Source organism: Lutibacter flavus (genome assembly GCF_900188355.1).
Taxonomy (GTDB): Bacteria; Bacteroidota; Bacteroidia; order Flavobacteriales; family Flavobacteriaceae; genus Lutibacter; species Lutibacter flavus.
This window is the reverse complement of sequence record NZ_FZNX01000002.1, coordinates 279190-300239: the sequence shown is the minus strand read 5'-3', so window position 1 is coordinate 300239 and position 21050 is coordinate 279190. Positions and strand designations below refer to the sequence as shown.

Annotated in this window: 16 protein-coding genes; 9 read left to right on the top strand and 7 right to left on the bottom strand. The window is 30.1% G+C overall.

What is annotated here, in order from left to right:
* Positions 1 to 6 precede the first annotated feature (6 nt).
* From CHB63_RS07485 to CHB63_RS07465, 5 genes are all read left to right on the top strand, one after another.
* Positions 7 to 1209 (top strand): hypothetical protein, encoded by a 1203-nt coding sequence (locus tag CHB63_RS07485; RefSeq protein ID WP_089377831.1) that lies wholly within the window; start codon positions 7 to 9, stop codon positions 1207 to 1209.
* Positions 1210 to 1220: 11 nt separating this feature from the next.
* Positions 1221 to 2117: a hypothetical protein gene (locus CHB63_RS07480; RefSeq protein ID WP_089377830.1), complete on the top strand. Its 897-nt coding sequence runs from the start codon at positions 1221 to 1223 to the stop codon at positions 2115 to 2117.
* Positions 2118 to 2128: 11 nt separating this feature from the next.
* On the top strand, positions 2129 to 3217 hold the full coding sequence (locus CHB63_RS07475) for a hypothetical protein (RefSeq protein WP_089377829.1): 1089 nt from the start codon (positions 2129 to 2131) through the stop codon (positions 3215 to 3217).
* Between the two features lie 356 nt (positions 3218 to 3573).
* A complete protein-coding gene (locus tag CHB63_RS07470; protein WP_089377828.1) occupies positions 3574 to 4545 on the top strand; it encodes a ribonucleotide-diphosphate reductase subunit beta in 972 nt (323 codons plus the stop codon).
* A gap of 122 nt (positions 4546 to 4667) precedes the next feature.
* The gene (locus CHB63_RS07465) at positions 4668 to 7049 is read left to right on the top strand and encodes a ribonucleoside-diphosphate reductase subunit alpha (RefSeq protein WP_089377827.1); all 2382 of its coding nucleotides are present in this window, start codon (positions 4668 to 4670) and stop codon (positions 7047 to 7049) included.
* A gap of 314 nt (positions 7050 to 7363) precedes the next feature.
* Here CHB63_RS07465 and CHB63_RS07460 read toward each other — a convergent pair whose 3' ends face one another.
* Entirely contained in the window at positions 7364 to 9622 is a 2259-nt protein-coding gene (locus CHB63_RS07460) for an inorganic phosphate transporter (protein WP_089377826.1), read from the bottom strand.
* Between the two features lie 411 nt (positions 9623 to 10033).
* Between CHB63_RS07460 and CHB63_RS07455 the strand changes: the two genes are divergently transcribed.
* Entirely contained in the window at positions 10034 to 11803 is a 1770-nt protein-coding gene (locus CHB63_RS07455) for a Na/Pi cotransporter family protein (protein ID WP_089377825.1), read from the top strand.
* 24 nt (positions 11804 to 11827) lie between these two features.
* Here CHB63_RS07455 and phoU read toward each other — a convergent pair whose 3' ends face one another.
* The 6 genes from phoU to CHB63_RS07425 all read right to left on the bottom strand — a co-directional run bounded on the left by phoU (position 11828) and on the right by CHB63_RS07425 (position 17398).
* Positions 11828 to 12490, bottom strand: a complete 663-nt coding sequence (gene phoU, locus CHB63_RS07450) for a phosphate signaling complex protein PhoU (protein ID WP_089377824.1) — start codon at positions 12488 to 12490, stop codon at positions 11828 to 11830.
* 11 nt (positions 12491 to 12501) lie between these two features.
* On the bottom strand, positions 12502 to 13320 hold the full coding sequence (gene pstB / locus CHB63_RS07445) for a phosphate ABC transporter ATP-binding protein PstB (protein ID WP_089378128.1): 819 nt from the start codon (positions 13318 to 13320) through the stop codon (positions 12502 to 12504).
* A gap of 2 nt (positions 13321 to 13322) precedes the next feature.
* Complete coding sequence (pstA, locus tag CHB63_RS07440; RefSeq protein ID WP_089377823.1) at positions 13323 to 14177, bottom strand: phosphate ABC transporter permease PstA; 855 nt, start codon at positions 14175 to 14177, stop codon at positions 13323 to 13325.
* Positions 14170 to 15048: a phosphate ABC transporter permease subunit PstC gene (gene pstC, locus CHB63_RS07435; RefSeq protein ID WP_089377822.1), complete on the bottom strand. Its 879-nt coding sequence runs from the start codon at positions 15046 to 15048 to the stop codon at positions 14170 to 14172. Before pstC ends, pstA begins: the two co-directional genes overlap by 8 nt.
* A gap of 73 nt (positions 15049 to 15121) precedes the next feature.
* Positions 15122 to 16072, bottom strand: a complete 951-nt coding sequence (locus CHB63_RS07430) for a PstS family phosphate ABC transporter substrate-binding protein (RefSeq protein ID WP_089377821.1) — start codon at positions 16070 to 16072, stop codon at positions 15122 to 15124.
* 135 nt (positions 16073 to 16207) lie between these two features.
* Entirely contained in the window at positions 16208 to 17398 is a 1191-nt protein-coding gene (locus CHB63_RS07425) for a porin (protein WP_089377820.1), read from the bottom strand.
* A 264-nt stretch (positions 17399 to 17662) separates the two neighbouring features.
* Between CHB63_RS07425 and CHB63_RS07420 the strand changes: the two genes are divergently transcribed.
* From CHB63_RS07420 to CHB63_RS07410, 3 genes are all read left to right on the top strand, one after another.
* Positions 17663 to 17953, top strand: coding sequence for a hypothetical protein (locus CHB63_RS07420; RefSeq protein ID WP_245856848.1), 291 nt, complete (start codon positions 17663 to 17665; stop codon positions 17951 to 17953).
* Positions 17954 to 18205: 252 nt separating this feature from the next.
* Positions 18206 to 18835, top strand: a complete 630-nt coding sequence (locus tag CHB63_RS07415; RefSeq protein WP_089377819.1) for a carbonic anhydrase family protein — start codon at positions 18206 to 18208, stop codon at positions 18833 to 18835.
* 51 nt (positions 18836 to 18886) lie between these two features.
* Positions 18887 to 20749, top strand: a complete 1863-nt coding sequence (locus CHB63_RS07410) for a SulP family inorganic anion transporter (RefSeq protein ID WP_089377818.1) — start codon at positions 18887 to 18889, stop codon at positions 20747 to 20749.
* Positions 20750 to 21050 lie beyond the last annotated feature (301 nt).

Genomic DNA, 21050 nt, shown 5'->3' with positions numbered 1-21050 from the left:
ATTCCTATGAAAAATTTTATACTATTATTTGCACTAGTATTTACGTCATTTTGCTATTCACAAAAAGAAAAATTAGTCGGCAACTGGCTATTCACAAAAGTAGAGGTTGGAACTGAAGTTCAAAAACCATATCAAATTTTTGATTATAACCAAAACGGAAAATTTAGTGTAATGGGAATAGAAGTTGGTACTTGGGAATACAGTAAAAAAAACCATTCAATTATAACTGATTCTGAATTTGATAAAGATTTTAATGGAGAGGCAAAAATTTTAAAACTGTCGGAAAAAGAATTGATTGTTTTAAAAGATGGGGCAAAAGCATTTTATCAAAAAATTAATAAAAATCAAATTACTGAAGCAAATGCAGCTTCTGGCTTACTCGGAACTTGGAAACTAGTCAATAACAATTCAGATCTTGTTCAAATACTATCGTTTAAATCTCCAGATAAATTTATTTTAGTTGAAAAAGATAAATATTCCCAATCAACTAGCAAAGGAACTTGGATTTTTAATAAAAATGAAAAAACAGTAATCCTTATTGGATTTTCTTTAGAACATTTAAAAGGTTTAAACAAAGTAATTAATAGTTCAGGTGATAAAATTTCTTTAGAAAATAATAACATTAGCTATGCTTTTAAAAAAGAAGTAAATCAAGCTGTTAAAATTGAACACTTATCTTTTTCTGAAGAAGATTTTTATAATGAAGATGGAGATTACAACTATTATGATGATGAACAAAAATTACCTTGGAAAGATTTTTATAAAATGATGGAAAATTTAAGTGTTGTAAATCAATTAGTGTATAACTATTCCGTATTAATTGAAAATACTGAAACATTTGAAAATAAAACACTTATAGCAAATGTAGTTGTAAAAGAAGAAGAGGGAACTTTAAGTATTGATAATATATTTAATGGATACGATAGCTACAACCTGCCAGAAGACACAGCGCTTCCACCAAATAACTATGACGAGTACAACAAATTATATCCTATAGAAGGTGATACCTTTAGAATAGTTGGTGAAGAAGAAATTACAACTCAAGCAGGTACTTTTAACTGCACAATTATTGAAGCTATTGGAGATTTTGATGAAAAAATTAAAATTTGGATGATTACCAATAAGCCTGGAATACTAGCCAAAATTATAAAAGAGAAAATAGGAAATTTTGGTCATTATTTTAGCTACGAATTACAAGAAATTAAATAAAATTATTAAAAATGAAAAAAATAAATATCATACTCGCATTGTTTATAATTATTATAAGTTGCAAAGGAAACGAAAACAAACCAGCAGATAGCTTGGCAGTAAAAATCGAACAAAATAAGCTAAAACGCTATCAAGTTGAGTCTGGAATCATTCATTTTACCTCTACTATTTCAGGTAAGGTATTAGGAAGTACCATGACTGGAACTGGTACTGAAACAATTTACTTTAAAGATTGGGGTGCTATAGAATTAAAAGATGAAAAATCATCTGAAACAACCCATATTAAATTCTTTGGAAAAGCTAAAGAAGAAACAACCACTAAACATACTGTTAATAAATTAGACAATGGCGAATGGTATACAGTTGATTTTGAAAGAAAAGAAATTACAACAAAAAGATCTATACCAATTGATATGATAACCGCATTTCACCCAGATTCTGATGCAGGAGACACAGGAAAAGAAATGTTGAAAGGCCTTGGAGGTAAAAAAATTGGTGAAGAAAATTATATGGGCTATCCTTGTGAAATTTGGGAAGCTATGGGCGTAAAACAATGGGTTCACAAACATATTACACTTAAAATTGAAACTACTGTTATGGGTATTACAACTTCAAAAAAAGCAACAAAAATTGAATTTAATATTGCTGTACCTGATAAGCATTTTAAACTTCCGCATTTTCCGATAAAAAAGGAAGAAAGCTTTTTTAGTATTGAAGAAATGAATTTTGACATGGACAATATGGAAGATATGAATGCTAACATGGATATGCTAAGTAAACTTTCTTTTGAAGAATGGAAAAAAATGGCAACTAAAAACGATCCAGAAATGAGAGAAATGAGTGATGAAGAACTACATCAAACCTATAATATGATTCAAAAAATGGTAAAAATGAGAAAAGGAAATTAAATAAAATTACTATGAAAAAGCTATTAAATTTCATTTTTTTAAGTGTCATTATTTCAACCTATGCACAAGATTTTAAGCCATATAAAGTAAAATTTGGTAAAATTACCTACGAAAAGCTAAAATATTCAACCGTTTCAGGCTACAAGTGGAAAAATGAAAAAGAAAGGAACTACAGCAAACAAGTTCCCTATGTTTCTGAACAGGTTATTTATTATTGGGATCAATTTGGTGATATTGCTTTTGAAGAAATTTATCAAGTTTCAAAATTTGGAGGAGAATTGTTGCCTGAGAAGGTTAAAATTACTGAACGATTATGGGTGGGGGAGCATCGCTATTATTACAATATTGAAGAAAACACCATATATGACGATCCATATCATTTAAGAATAAAGTGTAAAGAAAACTTTCAGTATTATCAAATAAAAGATTCTTGGATTGAAACACTTCACATGGGAGCTAAAACTTCAGGAACAAAAGAAATTCTTGGAAAAGACTCAGATTATTATAAAATAGATAATTATCAAGATTTATATGTCTGGAAAGGATTGCTTTTAAAAACTGAATATTTTTCAACAAATAGAAAAGGAAAAAGGTTATACCCTGACAGAACAAAAATAGCAATTGAAATTGATACTACATCAGCAATAAATCAAGAGTTATTTAACCCTATTTGGTTAAAACGAGAAAAATTATACAATTTATTGGATGAAAACAAAATTGTAGAATTATTAGATGCACGTCCAGATGTTACCGAGCAAGCAGATAATATTGAAGGAATTCAACTTCAAAAAAACGACATTCTATTGTTTGTAACTTCAAAATTAACAATTGGAAAAATGCAAGTTTTAGGTATTGACAAAAACAATCAACTTAATATAAAATACAACCTTTATAGCTACAATAATGTTCTTGATTGGGGAAACCCATTCAAAATAAAAAATAATGCTGTTGTAAATATTGATAATCCACATGCGCAAGATTCAGCTGTTGAGGATCTAGATTTTAAATGGAGTGTTAATAACAAAGCAATGTTACTTCCACAAAATAACATCAGTATTTTATTGTTAAAACCAAGTAGAACTAAAACATTAGAAATTTAAAAATTCATTAGAAAACATTAAAATAAAAAAATAATTCAGTTAAATAAATTTAAAATGGGGTGATTCGAAATCAACCAACGTTAAAAAGAGTTCAAAAATTTGAACTCTTTTTTTGATTTAGATATTACTAAAAAAGCCAATAAAACCAGTAGTCGAAGCCATTTTATAATTTACAAAAGACTGTTAATCAGTATTTAAGACAAATTAGCCGTTTATTATAAATTTAGTCAAATGTTAAAAACTTAATAACAAATGTGAATAAGTAAGCCTTTCATTCTATCAGTTTTTTTACAATCTTTGTTTTTCTCCTTCGAGAACAACTACAACTATTTAAAACTAAAAAAGTCAGAGCTAAAATGTCATTTATTGAACCAATTTTACAAGAAAATAAAGATCGATTTGTAATATTCCCTATTCAACACCATGATATTTGGGATTGGTATAAAAAACAAGAGGCAAGTATCTGGACTGCAGAAGAAATAGATTTACACCAAGATGTTATTGATTGGGAGACTAAATTAAATGAAGATGAGCGCTATTTTATTAAACATATTTTAGCCTTTTTTGCTGCTTCGGATGGCATTGTAAATGAAAATTTAGCTGAAAATTTTGTAAGTGAAGTTCAATATTCCGAAGCAAAATTCTTTTATGGCTTTCAAATAATGATGGAAAATATTCATTCTGAAGTGTATTCGTTATTAATTGATACGTATGTAAAAAAAGAAGAAGAAAAAAACGAGCTATTTAAAGCAATTGAGGTTTTCCCAGCAATTAAACTAAAAGCAGATTGGGCTTTAAAGTGGATAGATAGTCCAAGTTTTGCTGAACGCTTAATAGCCTTTGCTGCAGTTGAAGGAATTTTCTTCTCAGGAAGCTTTTGCTCTATTTTCTGGCTAAAAAAACGTGGATTATTACCAGGTTTAACTTTTTCAAATGAATTAATTTCTCGTGATGAAGGTTTGCATTGTGATTTTGCTGTACATCTACACAACAATCATATTGTTCAAAAAGTTCCAAAAGAAAGAATTACAGAAATTATTGTTGATGCCTTAAACATTGAACGCAAATTTATTACAGAATCTTTACCTGTTAGTTTAATTGGTATGAACGCAAAATTAATGACGCAATATCTGGAATATGTAACCGATAGATTGCTTTCTGAATTTGGCTGTGATGAAGTTTACAATGTTTCAAATCCGTTTGATTTTATGGAGATGATTTCTTTAGAAGGTAAAACAAACTTTTTTGAAAAACGAGTTTCAGAATATCAAAAAGCTGGTGTAAAATCTGGAGGAACTGGAAGCATTAGTTTTGATGCTGATTTCTAAATTACAATAAATTATTGTTCAAATTATAGTATTCCAAAAAATTTGAATTTTTTAATAAAATCCAAGATATAGCCCCGTATCTAATTTTAATATTTAACCAACTAAAAAACTACGTGTAACCTATGTTTGTACTAAAAAGAGACGGAAGAAAAGAACCTGTGATGTTCGATAAAATCACATCAAGAATAAGAAAAATGTGTTATGGATTAAACAAACTTGTTGATCCAGTTAAAGTTGCAATGAGAGTTATTGAAGGTTTGTATGATGGAGTTACCACATCCGAACTTGATAATTTGGCAGCTGAAACTGCGGCAACAATGACTGTTCAACATCCAGATTACGCACGTTTAGCTGCTCGTATTGCCGTTTCAAATTTACATAAAAACACTAAAAAAACTTTTTCAGAAGTAATGACGGACTTATATGAATATGTAAATCCGCGTACAGGAAAAAAAGCACCATTATTATCTGATGAGGTCTATAAAGTTATTATTGACAATGCAGCAAAATTAGATTCTACTATTATTTATAACCGTGATTTCGGGTACGATTATTTTGGATTTAAAACTTTAGAACGTTCTTATTTATTGAAATTAAATGGGGAAATAGCTGAACGTCCACAACATATGTTAATGCGTGTTTCAATTGGTATTCATTTAAATGATATTGATGAAGCAATTGCGACTTACGAATTAATGTCAAAACGAATTTTTACTCACGCAACTCCAACGTTATTCAACTCAGGAACTCCAAAACCTCAAATGTCATCTTGTTTCTTATTACAAATACAAGATGATAGTATAGACGGTATTTACGATACTTTAAAACAAACAGCTAAAATTTCACAATCTGCAGGGGGAATTGGCCTATCTATACACAACGTTAGAGCAACAGGCTCTTATATTAGAGGTACAAATGGTACTTCTAATGGAATTGTGCCAATGTTAAAGGTTTATAACGATACGGCTCGCTATGTAGATCAAGGTGGTGGAAAACGTAAAGGATCTTTTGCTATTTATATGGAACCTTGGCACGCTGATGTTTTCGATTTTTTAGACCTACGTAAAAATACCGGAGCAGAAGAAATGCGTGCGCGTGATTTATTTTACGCTATGTGGATTCCAGATTTATTTATGAAACGTGTTGAAGAAAATGGCGAATGGACGTTAATGTGTCCTAACGAATGTCCGCATTTATTTGATACTTATGGAGATGAATTTGAAAAATTATATACTGGCTACGAAAAAGTTGGAAAAGGGCGAAAAACTATTAAGGCTCGTGAACTTTGGGAAAAGATTTTAGAAGCTCAAATTGAGACTGGAAATCCTTATATGTTATATAAAGATGCAGCCAACAGAAAATCAAATCAAAAGAATTTAGGAACCATACGTTCATCTAATTTATGTACTGAAATTATGGAGTACACTGCAAAAGACGAAGTTGCTGTTTGTAACTTGGCTTCTATTGCAATTCCAATGTTTATTGAAGAAGATGAAAAAGGAAATAAATTTTTCAACCACCAAAGCCTGTTTGATGTTACCAAAAAAATTACTCGTAATTTAGATACAGTAATAGATCGCAACTACTACCCGGTAAAAGAAGCTGAAAACTCCAATTTTAGACACAGACCAATTGGTTTAGGAATACAAGGGTTGGCGGATGCTTTTATTACGTTACGTATGCCTTTTACTAGTGACGAAGCTAAAAAACTAAATGAAGAAATTTTTGAAACCATTTATTTTGCGGCAGTAACCTCTTCTATGGAAATTGCAAAAGCTAAAGAACCATATTCAACATTTAAAGGCTCTCCTATTTCTCAGGGTGAATTTCAATTTAATATGTGGGGAGTTTCTGAAGATGATTTAAGCGGCAGATGGGATTGGAAAGCACTTAGAAAAGAGGTGATGGAAAATGGTGTTAGAAACTCATTATTAGTTGCGCCAATGCCAACAGCATCAACTTCACAAATATTAGGTAACAATGAAGCTTTTGAGCCATATACATCAAATATTTATACACGTAGAGTTTTAAGTGGAGAATACATTGTTGTAAACAAGCATTTATTAGAAGATTTAGTAGAATTAGGCTTATGGAATAATGAAATGAAAGAGGACATTATGCGTGCAAACGGATCTGTTCAACATATTGATGTAATTCCTCAAGATTTAAAAGATTTATACAAAACTGTTTGGGAAATGAGCATGAAAGATATTATAGATATGTCTCGCCAAAGAGGCTATTTTATAGATCAATCTCAATCTTTAAACTTATTTATGCAAGATGCAAATTATTCAAAATTAACATCAATGCATTTTTACGCTTGGAAATCTGGATTAAAAACTGGAATGTATTATTTAAGAACAAAAAGTGCAGTAAATGCAATTCAGTTTACGCTTTCTAACAAAAAGAAAGTGGAAGATGAACCTCTGTCTCCTGAAGAATTAAAAGCGATGTTAATAGCATCACAAAACAATCCTGACGATTGTGATATGTGTGGTTCTTAAATACTAATGTTAATATCTTGTGAATAACAAAAAATATAAAAAATAATTTCTCTAGTATTTTTATTGATATTTGCCATAATTAATATTTGTTACCATAGAACTAATTGCTAAGTGGTTAATAAACTGAATAAATTAGTCAACCCGATACTTGAAAGCCTTAATTATTTTATAATTAAGGCTTTTTTTATGTAAACTATGAATTGTTTTGAAAGTCTTAGTTTTCAGCAAAACTCTTATTCTACTATTTTACATATTAAATAAAAAAAACCTGAAGCTAATAAATAGTTCAGGTTTTTCATTTTAATTTAATTTAACTATTTTTTAGTTGCATACAATTCTAACAAATCCATTGTAGCTTTAATTAAATCTTCCGTTTCCAGTAAAATGCTAAAATAAAGCGTTGTGTTTTTAGGACTTGATTCTGAAGTTCTTGTACGCTCAACTTGTTTTTGAGCATATGATGATACATCATTCAATAACCCTTGTTTTTCCTCAATTATAGATTCAATTTGACCAAAAGAACGAGAATCGAAAATAACTCTAATTTTTCCAAATAAATGATTTAATTTTCCACTTATCTCTTTTAGCTCTTTTGCTTGATTGGCCTTTAACCCTTTATGATTGTTGTGAATATGTTTATGGCTTACCTTTGAAATAAATGAAACAGATTGTGCAATGTCTTGTAAATCTCCAATTACATCAATATAAAATTTACTTGCACTTATAGAAGATTCATCAAGGTTCTTAATAAAATAGAAAATATTGTTTTGTAAATCTTCAATTTCAGATTCCAGTTTTACAACTGTGTTTTTTGCTTTTTTAAGTGTTGGTAAATCTTCATTTATTAAACCATTAATGGTGCTTTCATTAATTTTACTAACTCTTTTTAACACTTTAGAAATATTGTCTGCGCTTTCTTCAATAACACCTTTAACTGATTTACTTTCAGATCTGTTTAAGCTATCTTCTGCTTTAGTTTCTTTGGATTTCTTAATGTGATTTAAAGAGTTTCTTATCAATAACAAAACTGCGATAAGCAATAAAATAGCAATCATTGTTGGTCCACCTAAATAAATTAAATAAGCAGTAACTCCCGAAGCAATAAATGCACTTAGTGCAGTAAAAAACCAACCTCCAATTACATTTAAAACACCTGCTACTCTATAAACAGCACTTTCACTTCCCCAAGCTCTATCAGCTAAAGAAGTACCCATTGCAACCATAAATGTTACATATGTAGTTGATAATGGTAATTTGTAAGAAGTCGCTATAGAAATTAAGACACCTGCAACCATTAAATTTACTGCAGCACGCACTAAATCAAAAGCAGGTAACTCATGCGTTTTTCCTTGTGCTAATTCTATAACTGGTTTTTCAAATTGCTTTTCAATTTTATTTTCAATTGAATTAGGGATTATAGCCGAAAAATATTTTGAAATTAATATGGAACCTCTAACCAGAACTCTTGATAAAAATGTAGGTTGAAAACGCTCTTTTGTATCACTTTGACTTGATAAATCCAAAGAAGTTTTTACTACTCCTTTTGCTTTTGAAGAAAACCATAGTGTTAGAACCATTATCATACCAGCAATAAATAGTAATAAAGTTGGAGTTGCAACTTTTGCACCCAAAACACCCATTGCAAACTCATTAGCTGGCACTCCAGAACTAGCCCAAGCCTGGTATGATTGCCAACCCGCAATTGGAACACCAATAAAGTTTACCAAATCATTTCCGGCAAATGCTAAAGCTAAAGCAAATGTACCTACAACAATAATAATTTTGTAAATATTAAATTTAAAAAAGTTGATTAAAACATATGATAATATTGACCATATAAAAAAGCTTACTGCTACAATAGCAAAAACATATTTTTCTAAAAAGACATTTATTGTTAAACCATTTAAAAAGTCAAGACTTTGTTTCGCAATATCTGCACCTTTAATACCTTTCATTAAAATAAAATAAACCATCGCAGTTAATGCTATACCGCCAAATAAAGCTCCAACCCATTTTGCTTTTCTTTCAAAATTAAAGGATAATAACAAACGGGAAAGATATTGTACTAAAGCACCAACAGAGAAAGCAACCACAACTGAGAGTAGAATTCCAAAAATAATCTGAGTGGCCTTAGTAGTATTTATATAATTTGTTACATCACCAAAATTTCCACCGTCAGCACCAATTTTAATTAATGCCACAGCAACTGCCGCACCTAATAATTCAAATACAATGGAAACAGTTGTTGATGTTGGCATTCCAAGTGTATTGAAAAAATCAAGAAGCAGAATGTCAGTAATCATAACAGCCATAAAAATAATCATGATGTCACTAAACATAAACATGCTTGGATTAAAGATTCCCTTACGAGCAACCTCCATCATCCCACTTGAAAAAATTGCACCACAAGCAATACCAATACTTGCAACAATCATAATAGTTTTAAATGAAACTGCTTTTGAGCCAATTGCTGAATTTAAAAAATTCACAGCATCATTACTAACACCAACAACTAAATCAGCAACAGCCAAAATAGCAAGTGCTACAATCATTAATAAATAAAAATTATCCATTTTTTGGTTTTTAAAAAAGTAAATGTAATAAGTTAATTGATTTTATACTAAATAAAAAACCTAAATAATTAGAATTTATATAGAAGAAGCGAAAAAAAGAAATCGGTAAAATAGCTTTAATGTTTTTCAATTTAGTACTCGTTTTTGTCACAGCAAAGAACTAAAACATTTACGAATCTAATGTTAACATTATGTTATCATTTAACCAAAATACACACATGAAAAGAAGGCCATCTATATTAGATTGCCTAAATATTGCTTTATGTTAATGACAAATTTCGGTTTTTGAACATTATTTCATGTAATCTAAACGTTATGTTTAGATTAAGAATATGGATTAATTACAATTTTTTATAAACTTTTTTATTTTAATTAATAGCTGTAAGTTTATAACTTTAATATGAATTTTTTATGGTTAGAAAATTTATTTTTTTAGCGTTTTTAATTGTACTGGCCGGAATCCTATTTACCAATCCAAACTTTAAAACAATTTTGGCAGGTGTTGCCATTTTACTTTTTGGAATGATTTTGCTTGAAGAAGGCTTTAAAGTTTTTACCCGTGGCCCACTTCAAAATATATTAAAAAAAGCAACAAGTAAATTATATAAAAGTATTACTGCGGGAGCATTGGTAACAGCTCTTATTCAATCTAGCTCATTAGTTTCAGTAATTACAATTTCATTTATAAGTGCTGGTTTAATAAGTTTATCCGGAGGTTTAGGCCTTGTATTTGGCGCAAATATTGGAACTACTGCAACCGCTTGGTTGGTAGCTGGTTTTGGACTAAAAATTAATATAGCCGCATTGGCTATGCCTATGCTAATTTTTGGAATTATTTTCTCATTCCAAAGAAGGAATCAACTTAAAGGAATAGGAAATGTTTTAGCCGGTTTGGGTTTTTTCTTTCTTGGTATTTATTACATGAAAGAAGGTTTTGATGTTTTTAAAGAACATATTGATTTAACAAAATTTGCCGTTTCGGGGTATTTAGGTGTATTGATTTATACAGGGTTAGGGATTATAATTACAACTATTCTTCAGTCAAGTAGTGCAACCTTGGCCTTAATATTAACTGCTTTAGCAGCTGGGCAAATAACATATGAAAACGCTTTAGCCTTAGCAATTGGGGCAAATGTAGGTACTACAATAACCGCAATATTAGGCTCTTTAAAATCAAATATTGCTGGAAGACGATTGGCTGGAGCGCATTTTATTTTTAATATAGTTACCGGAATAGTTGCTCTGGCATTAATTTTCCCACTCGCTAAATTGGTGAATTATCTTTCATCAATAATGAATATTTCCTCAACAGATTATACGTTAAAACTTGCCTTATTTCACACTATTTTTAATATTCTAGGGGTTTTAATCATGATTCCTTTTATTAAAAAACTTGAGACTTTTTTAATAAAATTCTTTAAAGAAAAAACTGACAAAGATATAGATGAACCAAAATATTTGAATGAAGCTGTATTAAAGTTTCCAAGTTCCACTATTTCAGCATTGGTAAAAGAAACAAAGTATTTATATAAAAATGCTGTATTTGAAATTGTTGCTCATGGCTTAAATATTCATAGAGAAGATATAATATCTGATTTAAAGATTAAAAAAGTAATTAAAAAGTCTTTAAAAGACATGCATATAGATGTTGAAAATTTATATTATAAAAAATTTAAGACTATTTATGGTGAAATTTTAAAATATGCCGTTACAGCACAAAACGAGTTAAAACTAACTAAAAAGCAGAACGATTCATTAACCGAAATTAAGATTGCCAATCGTAAAATGGTTGAAATTATTAAAGATGTTAAAGAATTGAATAAAAATTTAACCTTATCATTAAACTTAGACAATAAATATTTACTAAGTGAATACAATGGCTTTAGAAAAAAAGTGACTAAAGTTTTACGTGTTATTTATTTGTTTAGAACCGAAGAAAAAACTGACAAATACGCAGAAAAATTAGCTGAATTAAAGAAGCAAGCCAAAGAAAATATTAGACAGAGTAATAAATCTATTGATAAACTAATTAGAAAAAATTTGATTACTACTGAAATGGCTTCCTCACTTTTTAATGACAATACCAACGTAAATGATATGATTAAAAAACTTATAGAAGTTGCTGAATTACTTTATGGATATAAAGATTCTCTTTTTGAAGATGGTGAAGGTAAAAAGTAAAAAAGCGTATTTAAATACACTTTTTTACTTTTTACCTTTGTGTTTTAAAACTTTTGCATCAATATAATAAATAATGCTTTCTGAAATATTTTTAAGTAAATCTCCTATTTTTTCAAATTTCTTCATGACAACTAATGCCATTAAATACTGTCTTATTAATTCAGGGTTTTTAACTACTTCTTCTGCAACTATATTAAACGTGTTGTTGTTAATTTCATTAATAACTTTATCTTTTTTAAATACCTTTCTTGCAGCTTTTAGGTTTTCGTCTGTATAAGCAGAAACTATATCCTTAAACATACTATCCAACGTTTTAAACATTGTTTTAAACTGCAGTTTTTCAATTAATTCCGGTGCTAATTTTTGATTTAAATCTATTGTATGATTCGCGATATCATAAGCTTGATCTCCGATTCTTTCCAAATTGTAATTAATTTTAAGCAATGCCAATGCAAACCTAAGATCTGTTGCAACCGGATTGTATAGGGCTATAAAATTATCTGTATCTCTTTCAATTTTTAAATCAAGGGCATTTATTCTATTTTCTTTTAAAATGACTTCTTCTGCTAAATCAGTATCAAAAATTGTAAATGCTTCAAACGCATGCTGAACTTGGCTTTGGCACAAGTTTAACATCTCTTCTCCAATGTCACTTAAAGCAACTCTTTGTTCTTCAATATTTATCATAATTTTATTTTTTAACCGAATCTACCTGTAATATAATTTTCTGTTTGCTTTTTTTCTGGATTTGTAAAAACCTTTCTCGTTTTATCAAATTCAATTAACTCTCCTAAATAAAAGAATGCAGTATAATCACTTATTCTAGATGCTTGCTGCATATTATGAGTTACAATTATAATAGTATAATCTTCTTTTAAATTATGAATTAATTCTTCAATTTTAGCTGTAGAAATAGGATCTAAAGCTGAAGTTGGCTCATCCATTAATAAAATAGAAGGTTGCACTGCCAAAGTTCTGGCAATACATAAACGCTGTTGTTGACCACCAGATAATGCCAATGCCGATTTCTTAAGATTGTCTTTAACTTCCTCCCAAAGATCAGCCTGTCTTAAAGCTTTCTCAACACGTTCATTAATAAATTTTTTATCTTTTATTCCTTGAATTTTAAGACCATAAGCTACATTTTCAAAAATTGATTTAGGAAAGGGGTTTGGCTTTTGAAAAACCATTCCAATTTCTTTTCTCAACTCTTCAACATTTACTTTTTTCTTATAAATATTGTTCCCCTCAATTTTTATTTTCCCCTCCATTCTAAATCCTTCAACATAATCATTCATTCTATTAAATAAACGAAGAAATGTAGATTTACCACAACCAGAAGGGCCAATAAATGCAGTTACTGTATTTGGTTTAATAACCATATCAATACCTTTAATTGCCTGAAAATCGTCGTACCAAACTTTTACATCTTTTGCCTCAATTCTAGAAGCATTTTTTGATGTAATATCATCTTCCGTTGAAGCTGAAACTAATTTTTTATCTTTTAATTTTTCCATTGTTATTTCAATCTCTTTTGCCACTTATTTCTAAAATAAACTGCAATTCCATTCATTACGAAAGTTATTAATAATAAAATAATAATTGCCGCTGCAGCGTTTTCAATAAACCCATGTTGTGGTCTTGAAATCCAGTTGAATATTTGAATTGGCAATACTGAAAATTCATCCATTGGATTTGAAGGTGCAAATGGAACATATGCTAATGCCCCAACAACAATTAATGGAGCTGTTTCCCCAACTGCTCTAGATAGTGCCAAAATTACACCTGTTAATATACCACCACCTGAAGCTGGTAATATTTGATTCCATATTGTTTGCCATTTAGACGCACCTAACGCATAAGAAGCGTCTCTAATTGATTTTGGAACCGCTTTTATAGCCTCTCTGGTTGCTACAATTATTATTGGAAGTATCAATAATGATAACGTTAATGCACCTGCCAATACAGAAGCACCTAAACCCATAATTCTAACAAAAACTTCTAAACCTAGCAAACCATAAATAATAGAAGGCACACCTGCTAAGTTTGAAATATTTATTTCTAATATTGCAGATAATCTATTTTTTTTACTATACTCTTCTAAATACACACCAGCAGCAACTCCAACCGGAAAAGCAATTGCTGTAGTTAATAACAAAATCCAAATACTTCCCATTAAGGCAGTAAAAATACCCGATTTTTCAGCTTTTCTTGATGGAAGATCTGTAATAAATCCCCAATCTATTCTGCCAATCCCATCTATTAAAATATCTCCAATAAATATCACAAGCAACACCAAACCAAATAAGGTACATGCTATTCCCCAAATTTTGAATAGCTGATCTTTCAATCTATTTTTTTGAATACTATTCATATTTTTCCTGATATTTTTTTCTAATTCTATAACTTAATGTATTCAATAAAAAGGTAAATACAAACAATGTAATTCCAGCAGCAAATATGGTTCTGTATTCAATTGAGCCATGCTGTACATCTCCTAAACTTACTTGAACTATAAAAGCTGTAATGGTTTCTACTGGAACCGTTGGATCTAAAGTTAATCTTGGTTGCTGACCAGCAGCAATAGCAACAATCATAGTTTCTCCAATTGCTCTTGAAATTGCCAAAATTATTGATACAATAATACCAGATGAAGCAGCCGGAACTACTACTTTAAAGGCCGTTTGTAACTTAGTTGCTCCCATACCATATGAAGCTTCTTTTAGTGCTTTTGGAACTGCATGTAAAGCATCTTCACTTAATGATGAAACAAACGGAATAATCATAATTCCCATTACTATACCGGCTGAAAGAGAGTTAAATCCCGATAAATTTGGTATAAACTGCTGTAAAAAAGGAGTTACAACTATTAAAGCGAAAAAACCATAAACAACAGTTGGTACTGCTGCCAATAATTCTAATAGTGGCTTAACAGTTTTTCTAAAGCTTTTTGGAGCATATTCACTTAAGTAAATACTTATTGATAAACCAATTGGCAATGCAACTGAAATTGCAATAAATGAAGTAAGTAATGTCCCCGAAAGTAATGGTAAAATACCATAATGTTTATCGGTGAATAATGGTGTCCATTGGGTATCAGTAAAAAAGTCAAAAATTGAAACTTCACTAAAAAAGCGAAACGCTTCAATTGCTAAAACTGAAATGATTCCAAAAGTTACTGCAATTGTAATTAAGGCACTGAATAAGAGCGATTTTTCAATTACAAGTTCTTTTATTTTTTGCATCAACTAATTTTTATACAAGTAGTATCAGATGTCAAAAAAAACATCTGATCTACTGTTGCTTTACTCTTTTTCACTATTTATTGCTTTCAACAAAAGCTTTAAAATTTGCTTTTTGTTTCGTGTACAATTCAGAAGGTAATGGAATGTATCCTACATCTTCTGATAATTCACCTGCATTATCTATATAGAAATTTACAAACTCAACAACTTCAGGAAATTTTACTGAAGTACTGTTTACATAAACAAATAGAGGTCTAGATAAAGGTCTATAAGTTCCGTTACTAACAGTTTCCAACGTTGGTTTTACAACTTCTTCGCCATTATTAACACCAATTAAAGTTAATTTATCTTTGTTTTCAGCATAGTAAGCTAAGCCAAAGAAACCTAATGAGAATTTATCACCCGCAATGCCTTGCACTAATACGTGATCATCTTCACTAGCTGTAAAATCACCTCTACTTGAACCACTTTTTCCAACAACTGCTTCTGTAAAATAATCGTAAGTTCCTGAGGCAACTCCAGGTCCAAATAAATGAATTTCTTCATTTGGCCATTCTGGTCTAATTTGGTTCCATTTCATTATTACTCCCTGAGCTGCTGGCTCCCAAATTTTCTTTAATTCTTCAACAGTAAAGTTATCAACCCAATCGTTTGCTGGATTAACTAAAACTGCCAAACCATCGTAAGCAACTTCCAATTCTAAATAATTGATATTGTTTTCAGCACAAGCTGCCTTTTCTTTATCTTTTATTGGACGTGAGGCATTTGATAAGTTTGTTTCACCTCTTGAGAATTTTTTGAAACCTCCACCAGTTCCAGAAACACCTATTGTAACTTTTACTTTTGGCTGTTCTGATCTAAATTCTTCGGCTACGGCCTCTGTTATTGGAAATACTGTACTTGATCCGTCTACCTTAATTGTTCCTTCTAAAGCTGCTGTATCTTTAATTACTTTTTCAGCTTTTTTTTCTCCACAAGAAATTGCTACAATTGCAAGAGAGATAATAAATACTATTTTTTTCATTTTTTATGTTTTTTCTAATTGTGTTGCAAATAAATGATCCTGTTGTTAAGTTTAAGTTAACTGAAAATTAATTATTTAAGGTTAATTCTAGGGAATTCATTCTTAGAGATTTTAAACAAAATAAGAGTTAAATTTTTAAAAGTGAATATCAAATTGTATTCTATACATAATTTGGCTGTTACTATTGGCAACATCTAAAACACTGATGTCTGATTGAATTTTTAATTTATGCCCAACTATATATTTAGAAACACCCAAAGTATATTGGTTTTCTACATCTTTACCAGTAACAATCTTGTCTAATTCTATATTTGTATATCGACCAGAAACCTCCCAATCATTATTTAATAAATAACCGGTTTGTAGATTTAAACCTCGACCAACTTGTACCTCGTCCCCTGTAAGAGATCCATCTGAATTTTTTGCATATGGATCATCCGCATCTCTGTCGGCATATTCAGCCATAAATGAAAATCCATTATATTTGAACATGGCATCAATAAACAATGTATTAATATTAGTTTGGTAAAAACCAATATCATTTGCCATATACGATCCTTGGTTACTTCTGTTTTTAACTGCGTTATTGTTATGATCATAAGATACACCCAAAGCGAGTTTTGGTGTTTTTTCTCTTTTTAAATCACTACCTGAATAATCGCCACCGCTTGTGAAATTTCCCATTGGCAAGAACTCTACACGACCAGTATACTGATGCCCTCCAATATTTCCACTTGTAATATTTCTTCCCTCACCCTGGGCAATTGAAAAGATTTCTTTTACAACAAATTTATCCGTTAGGTTAAAATGATGTCTTAATTGAATACCCATATCACGATCAATATTAAAACGGCTGTTTAATAAAGAACGATCAACTTGCTGCATATTTCCAGAAGAAATTACGCGTTCTCGGTTACCAGGTAATTTTGTTTGTCCGAACCATAATTCTAAATTTTTTGCAAAATTATATTTAATAAGTGCATCTAAAATATATCGAGGGGCGTTGCTCGTAAATTCAGAAGCTCCAGAAATATCTCGATTCGAAAGCCCCAACTCCAACTTATATTTTAGTTTAGGAGAAAAAGCAAATCCGTCAAATTTCAAACGTGCACGTCTTACTAAAAAGTTAGATTCTGGGCTTTCGCCATCTTGAAAATTTGTAACTGCTAAAAATTGCATTCGTGTAGCAACTTTCATTGTCCAAGTACTATCTTGTCCAACTAGGTTGAAGAGACCTTTTCCAAATTTTGGCGCATTTGTTTCTTGAGCCATTGTAAATAATGAAAAGGATATTAATAATACTGAAAGTGATAATTTAAGTTTCATAAGATTATTATTAGTTTTTGTCATTGCAAATAACCAACACCTATGTTAACTTAATGTTTCCTTATGATTAATTTATAGTCAAAAATAGCTATTGATTATGATGACTGCTTAATACTTATATAAAGCTAAGGATTTAAGTTAATTTTTGTCTCAATAAATTACGATTTTTTTATATTAATATTAAACCATTGAATTATTTTTAAAAATATTTAACATTTTCATATTGTTTTAATTTTATATTTGCATTTCAACAAACCAAAACAGATGTTTAAAAAAACAGTATCTATTTTCTTAACAATATTATTTTTAGGCATTATTTCGGCGCCTTCAATTATTGTTTCAATAGATGACTCAATAGACATTTCTGTTTTGTATAATATATCCGAAGAAGAAGAGGAAACCAATAACTTAAAGTTAGTTGTGTCTGAAATAGATGACGACACGGACTCTTATCCTATAACTTTTAAAAATCAAAGCTTAGGTTTTTACTTCAAAAAACACCCTAAACCACACGTCAATTTAATATCTCCACCTCCTGAATTCAACAAAGGATAATATATTTATCGGTTAAATAATACCTTATATATAGTCTATTAATATTTTTAGTTCCGCTAGCTAAATATTACAACTCGTTTTTTAAATCTTTAAAAATTGATATTCCAAAGGAGTGCTTATAATTTTTTATTGATTATATTTATGTTTATGTATTATTTTGGCAGAGAAACTATTTTTGGGATTAATTTTTTACAAACCATTTAGAAAAAGTTAAATAAATTACCATAAACTTGGTATTAAAAATAAAATATAATGAAAGCGCATACAAAAGAAACTCAGGCAACGATGACTCCAGAGAAGTCATTACAATTTTTAAAAGAAGGAAATATCAGATTTCAAAATAATTTAAAAGCTAATAGAAACTTATTAGAGCAAGTTAATGATACCAGCGAAGGGCAATTTCCATTTGCAACAATTTTAAGTTGTATAGATTCAAGGGTGTCTGCTGAATTGGTTTTTGACCAAGGATTAGGCGATATTTTTAGCGTTCGTATTGCAGGAAATTTTGTAAATGAAGATATTTTAGGGAGTATGGAGTTTGCTTGCAAACTTGCAGGAACCGAATTGATAGTTGTTTTAGGGCACACAAGTTGTGGAGCTGTTAAAGGAGCATGTGATGATGCCAAATTAGGTAACTTAACAAGTATGCTGGCAAAAATAAAACCAGCAGTTGAGGCAATTAAAGAACCGAAAGACCCTAATTTACGCAACTCTAAAAACAGTGAATTTGTTGATAATGTTGCCACCAAAAATGTACAACTTACTATAGACAGAATCTTAAAAGAAAGTCCTGTTCTTGCAGAAATGCAAAGCAAGGGTGAAATAAAAATTGTTGGAGCTATGTATGATATTAATACAGGAGCCGTTGATTTTTTTGAATAAGATTTAAATTGTTAACTAAAAAAATAAAAATTATCTATAAAAATAAATCACATGAAAAATTTATTTTCAAATATTAAAGGTGATGCCTTTGGAGGTATCACAGCAGGTATTGTTGCATTACCATTAGCATTGGCATTTGGTGTATCCTCGGGATTAGGACCAAGCGCAGGATTATATGGAGCTATTTTTATAAGCTTCTTTGCTGCTTTGTTAGGTGGTACTAACACTCAAATCTCAGGACCAACCGCACCAATGACTGCCGTTAGTATGGTTGTTATTGCAGGTATTATTGCGGTAAATGATGGTGATGTTTCAAAAGCGCTTCCAATTATTCTAACTGTTTTTTTACTTGGAGGATTATTTCAAGTTGGTTTAGGTGTATTAGGTCTTGGTAAATATATTAAGTATATACCTTATCCTGTAGTTTCTGGTTTTATGACTGCCATTGGTGTTATTATTTTAGTAACTCAAATTCTTCCAGCTATTGGGTATTATCCAAAAGAAGACATGCCTTATGTTGAATCATTTAAACCTCAAGCTGAAGAAATTATTTTAGAAAATATTTTAAAAGAAGAAGCTGGAGAAGGAATATTAGTATTAGAAAATTTTACTGAAACGGTTGCTAGAGCAGGAAATACAACACAAGAAGATATTCTAAAAGAGTCTAAAACACTTGCTGCAAATGACGCTTCTGGTGTTTTAGGAACCCTTAAAGTTTTACCACAAGCTTTAAGAAATATAATTTGGTTAGAATTTATTTTGGCATTAGCTACAATTTTTATTATTTATGGATTTAAACGAATTACTACTGCAATTCCAAGCACACTTGTAGCCTTATTAGTAGTATCTGGTGTTGCTTTTGCTTTTAATTTAGATTATAGGCCTATTGAAGAAATTCCTTCTGGATTACCTATTCCTAATTTTGGAATTTTTACAGAATTTAGTTTTAATAATATCTCACCATATCTTTTAGCAGCATTAACATTGGCACTTTTGGGATCGATAGATTCATTATTAACTAGTGTGGTTGCTGATAATATGACCAAAACCAAACATCAACCCAATAAAGAACTTATTGGACAAGGTATAGGTAATAGTATTGCGGCTATTTTCGGAGGGATTCCTGGAGCAGGTGCTACTATCAGAACGGTAGTTAATATTAAATCTGGTGGTAAAACAAAGTTATCTGGAATGATAGCTGGTATTATGTTGTTGATTATTTTATTGGCTTTAGGTCCCGTGGCTTCAAAAATTCCTGCCGCTGTTTTAGCTGGAATTTTAATTACTGTTGGGATTGGCGTAATGGATTATAAAGGATTAAAAGCAATACCAAGTTTACCAAGAGACATGAAAATTGGACCTCTAAAAGTGAGTTCAGAAGTTATTATTATGCTTGTGGTTTTAGTGCTTTCTAGCATTTGGAATTTAGTTTATGCCGTTGGAATTGGTATGATAATCGCCTCTTTAATGTTTATGAAAAAAATTGGAGATCTTACTGCGGAGCGATCTGATGTAAAATCACTTAAAGAAGAAGCCTGGAAAGATGAAATTGATTTCCCTGAAAATCTTAAAGAAGAAGTTTTTATAAAACATCTTAAAGGACCATTGTTTTTTGGATCTACAAGCGATTTTCAAGCATTAGCAAAACAGATACCAGAAACTGCATCAACAGTAATTATGAGGTTAGGACGTATGCAATATATGGATCAGTCTGGCTTATATGCCATGGAAGATATGTTACAGGATCTAAAAAAGAAAAATGTTGAAGTTTTATTTGTGGGGTTACTAGAACAACCAAGATATATGATGGAACGTATTGATATTATTCCTGATTTTATACCAGAAGAACATATTTTTGACTCCTTTAAGAAATGTGTAAAATGGATTAAGATAAACTTAAAAGATAAATATTAATTATTTTATCATTAATATTTATTAGATAATTCTTCTAATACTCTTAAAATAAAGACCACCAAAATTTGGTGGTCTTTTCATTTCAATAATATTGTTGACAAAAACAAATAATTAATATGAAATGGTGTAGTATAAAATCAATCTATACACAAAACAAATATCTTGTTTAAATTTTTTCTATGTGTAATCTAAATATTATGCAATCGTTAACTATTTGTATCTTCTGTTTACATAAATAATAAACACTCAAATACTTAATATTTTAATTTCCAAATATTTCGAGTGGAATACCATTACCGTT